This is a genomic window from Okeania sp. SIO2B9, from assembly GCF_010672505.1.
GTDB classification, from domain to species: domain Bacteria; phylum Cyanobacteriota; class Cyanobacteriia; order Cyanobacteriales; family Microcoleaceae; genus Okeania; species Okeania hirsuta.
Map to the genome: position 1 here is coordinate 1 of NZ_JAAHGK010000681.1, position 4130 is coordinate 4130.

General features: G+C 38.0%; 4 protein-coding genes. All 4 read right to left on the bottom strand.

Annotated elements, in window-relative coordinates:
• Positions 1 to 236: 236 nt before the first annotated feature.
• Positions 237 to 1409 (bottom strand): hydrogenase formation protein HypD, encoded by a 1173-nt coding sequence (gene hypD, locus F6K13_RS21525; protein ID WP_124144216.1) that lies wholly within the window; start codon positions 1407 to 1409, stop codon positions 237 to 239.
• 459 nt (positions 1410 to 1868) lie between these two features.
• Positions 1869 to 2117 (bottom strand): HypC/HybG/HupF family hydrogenase formation chaperone, encoded by a 249-nt coding sequence (locus tag F6K13_RS21530; protein ID WP_124144215.1) that lies wholly within the window; start codon positions 2115 to 2117, stop codon positions 1869 to 1871.
• 136 nt (positions 2118 to 2253) lie between these two features.
• Complete coding sequence (locus F6K13_RS35860) at positions 2254 to 2373, bottom strand: hypothetical protein (protein ID WP_375339364.1); 120 nt, start codon at positions 2371 to 2373, stop codon at positions 2254 to 2256.
• Between the two features lie 14 nt (positions 2374 to 2387).
• Positions 2388 to 4130, bottom strand: a 1743-nt coding sequence (gene hypF, locus F6K13_RS21535) for a carbamoyltransferase HypF (RefSeq protein WP_287288331.1), incomplete at its 5' end; no start/stop codon positions are given.

Sequence of the window (4130 nt, forward strand, 5' to 3'; positions counted from 1 at the left end):
TAGAAAAAAGTATTTTTGCAAATATGAGATGCACAAAAGTAATATAGAATATGGGAACAAATTTACACCTTTTTCCCCTATTCTATATTACTTTTGTGCATCTCATATTTGCAAAAATACTTTTTTCTTATCTATTCCCTATTCCCTATTCCCTATTCCCTGTTGCCTGTTGCCTGTTGCCTAAAAGTGATAATTTTTTGGCTTTATTCAAAATTGAGATGCACCCTTACTTTTCCTTATTTCATATTCAAACTAAATACCTTATCTTCTTCCTTCTTCCTTCTTCCCTCTTCCTTCTTAAACAACCTTCCATATTTATAATAGGCAGCACAAGCACCTTCTGAGGAAACCATACAAGTGCCAATAGGATTTTCTGGAGTACAAGCAGTACCAAATACTTTACATTGCCAAGGTTTCAAAACACCTTTGAGAATTTCCCCACATTGGCAAGCTTTAGCATCAGCAACTTTTTTGTTAGGCACACAAAATTTAATTTCGGCATCAAAACAGCCATAAGCATCAGTAATTTTTAACCCAGACTCAGGAATGTCTCCTAAACCACGCCACTCAAACTTATCCCGCACTTCAAATACTTTGCCCATTGCTTCCAGTGCGACCTTATTACCTCCTTCTTTAACCACGCGACTATATTGGTTTTCTACCTCACAACGACCTTCCAGCATTTGTTGCAGCAACATCCAAATAGATTGCAAAATATCCAGAGGTTCAAATCCTGATACTACCAAAGGTTTCTGATATTTTTCGGAAATCACCCGGTAGGGTTCAGTACCAATAACCATACTCACATGACCAGGTCCAACAAAACCTTGTAATTCCAAATCTGGGTTACTCAGTAATGCTTCTAGAGCAGGTACAACCAAAACATGGTTGCTGAAAATACTAAAGTTTTCAATACCTTCCGTTTCTGCTTGCAAAATAGTTAAAGCTGCACTGGGAGCAGTAGTTTCAAAACCTAAACCAAAGAAAATTATCTCTTTTTCTGGGTTTTCCTTTGCTATCTTCAAACTATCCAGGGGCGAATAAACCATCCGAATATCTGCACCTTGAGCTTTTGCCTGCAACAAACTTTTTTGAGAACCCGGCACCCGCATCGCATCGCCGAAAGTTGTAAAAATAACGTTGGGTTTTTCCGCCAGAGCGATCGCGTCATCTAATCTACCTCTTGGCATCACGCAAACTGGACATCCAGGGCCATGTATTAGTTCGACATTATTAGGTAAAACTTCCTCAATGCCATATTTGAAAATAGAGTGAGTGTGACCACCACAAACTTCCATGATTTTGAGTGGGCGATCGCTATTGTATCCTAATTTTTTGCTGAGTTCATCAATTTCTTTAACTAAACCTTGCACTTTGTGGGGGTCGCGAAATTCTTTAACGTATTTCATATATTTTCTCCTAATATAAATAAATAAAATTGAAATCTCGTATAAAACACCGTAGGTTGGGTTAAGCGGTAGCGCCACCCAACAAATATCTATAGCAGTGAACAGCGAAAAGTCGTAAAAGTAGATTTTTAGGGAACAGGGAATGGGAAATACCGAAGTAATAAAATTGTCACATCTGATTCCTGATTGCTATATATACATATAGATAATGGGGTTGCACATTATGGAATGATATCGCCAAAAATTAGTTTAGACTTTGACTCAAAAAACCATTAATTAATCATTCTAGGAATTATCAAATCCAAAATCATTTTCATCAAAAACCTAAAATAATTCGTCACTGTGCAACTCCTAAATAATAGATATCCTGCTTCTTTCTGCTTCAACCCAACCTAATAATAAATAATAAATATATAGACCAAATATGTTGGGTTTCGCGGACTCAACCCAACCTACGTTTTAATTCATTACCGCAGCAACTTCCTGCAATAATTTCAAAGTTTCTACTGCCTCTTCTTCATCCAAACGGTTCATGGCAAAACCAACATGAACTAACACCCAGTCACCAACACAAGACTCAACCGGATGTTCTTCATCAACTATGCAGGCAATATTCACCTCTCGTTTCACCCCACTAATATTAACTGTTGCCAATTTATTGACAATATCCGTTATTTCAATAATTTGACCAGGAATTCCTAAACACATTTTTCTTAAATTAATCAACGTTTAATTAAAATCAAAACAAATTTTTTTATCCATTTTTGAGTTGCTAGAGAGTGCATAAATATAGTGTAGGTAATATTTTAATTTTACCTCCCTACTCCCCTACTCCCCTGCTCCCCTACTCCCTACTCCCTGCCACAGCAATAACAACTTGACCCAGAGATAAACCACCATCATTAGGTGGAACTTGACTGTGAGTCAACACTTCCAACCCCATTTTAATTAGACGATCGCTCACTAATCAAAATTTTTTCAAATCCGCGCATCCGTGGCAAAATCCTTGTCTTGCACTCCCATTCTAGCCGCAGCAATAACAACTTGACCCAGAGATAAACCGCCATCATTAGGTGGAACCTGACTATGAGTCAACACTTCCAAGCCCATTTTAATTAGATGATCGCTCACTCCAGAAAGCAACAACTTATTTTGAAATACCCCACCGCTCAAAGCCACTTGATTAAACTCACAACTCTGATGTAACTCAGCCACCATCTCAGAAATAGCGATCGCTAATCCTTGATGAAACCTCGCTGCCATCAGAGCCGGAGAAGCACTTTGTTTTATGTCTATCAGTAAGGATTGCCACATTGGCTGTGGCACCAGATAAGTAAGAGGGAATTTACTATCTTTCTCTAACTTGAGCATATTAAATTGATAACCTTCTATTTCTTTAGCATCATTTAATAAATACTCTGTTGCTAAAGCTTCTAAATCTATCGCTGCTTGGCCTTCATAACTACAAAATTCTCGACAAATACCAATCGCAGCAGCCACAGCATCAAATAACCGCCCGCAAGAAGAAGCTAGGGGAGAATTAATCCCTTTTTCCATCATTTGATTTAAGGTGGCCAGAGGTTTTGTTTGGAAAAAATTAAATAATTCTAAATCTTCGTAATCCTTAAGAAAATCTAAACCAAAAGCAGTTACTAAATGAGCATAAGTATTGCGCCAAGGTTGATAAATAGCTTTTTCTCCTCCAATCATTGCCACAGGTTTAAAAGTTCCTAAACCTTCAAACCCGCGATAATCTGCCAATAAAAATTCTCCGCCCCAAATACTTCCATCCTCTCCATAACCCAACCCATCCAAAGCAATTCCTAAAACTGGTTTACAATCAATATCTAAACCATTTTCTGCCATACAAGCTGCGATATGACTATGATGATGCTGCACTTCAATCAATTTTAAATCATTACCTACAGCCAAATCTTTTCCCAGTTTTGTTGATAAATATTCCGGGTGTTTATCCACAACAATTGTATTCGGTTCAGCCTCCAATAAACCCAAAAAAAGATTTAAAGTTTTTTCATAAGCTGTAGCAGCCAAATTATTTTCCAAATCCCCAATATGTTGAGACAAAATAGCTTGCCCATCACGCAACAAACAAAAGGTATTTTTCAATTCACTCCCCATAGCCAAAATCGGAGAAATATTTGCAAATCCTGGGGGTAAATTAATCGGTGCTGGTGCATAACCACGGGCACGACGAAGAACTTGAGGAACTTCCTTAATAACTCGCACTACAGAATCATCAACCCGATTAAAAATAGGGCGATTATGTATTAAAAAATAATCAGCAATTTCTGATAGTTTTTCCCGCATTTCTTCATTATCAATACACTGAGGTTCGTCAGAAAAATTGCCACTTGTTAATACTATGGGAACATTTAAACGACGCAACGCTAAATGATGCAGTGGCGTATACGGAAGCATAAAACCTAGAGTATTTTGTCCTGGTGCAACACTAGGTGCTAACTGTTGTACAATAGTTTTCTGCAACAACACAATAGGAGCAGCAACACTTTCCAATAATTTCTGTTCCGCATCAGTAATATGACAATATTCAGAAATTACCTCTATATCCCGCGCCATCAAAGCCAGAGGTTTATCCGGACGGCGTTTGCGATGACGTAACTTTTGCACCGCCTCCTCATTAGTGGCATCGCAAGCAAGATGAAAACCGCCTAACCCTTTAATAGCAACTATCATTCCTCG